The following is a 230-nucleotide window of genomic DNA, read 5'->3' on the forward strand; positions in this document are numbered from 1 at the left end:
CGCGTGGACCTCGCGGGCGAGCTACGACTCGGCGAAGGCGAAACTATCGACATGGCTGGTCGTGATCGCCCGCCGACGGATCGCCGACATGCACGAATCGCGCGCACGGATCAGGCGACTGCACGAGGAGATGAAGCGCCTGACCTCGCCGGACGACATGGTGAGCGCCCCGGTCGACCTCTCCGAGACGCTGCTGCTGGCCAACGAGATGCAACAGCTCCAGCCGGATG

Annotated in this window: 1 protein-coding gene; it reads left to right on the plus strand. The window is 66.5% G+C overall.

All coding sequences use genetic code 11. The annotated features are described in order from the left end of the window. On the plus strand, positions 1-230 hold a 230-nt coding region (locus tag SB753_RS42200), incomplete at both ends, for a sigma factor (protein ID WP_410805840.1).

This window comes from Paraburkholderia sp. SIMBA_053 (assembly GCF_046534895.1).
GTDB classification, from domain to species: Bacteria; Pseudomonadota; Gammaproteobacteria; order Burkholderiales; family Burkholderiaceae; genus Paraburkholderia; species Paraburkholderia caledonica.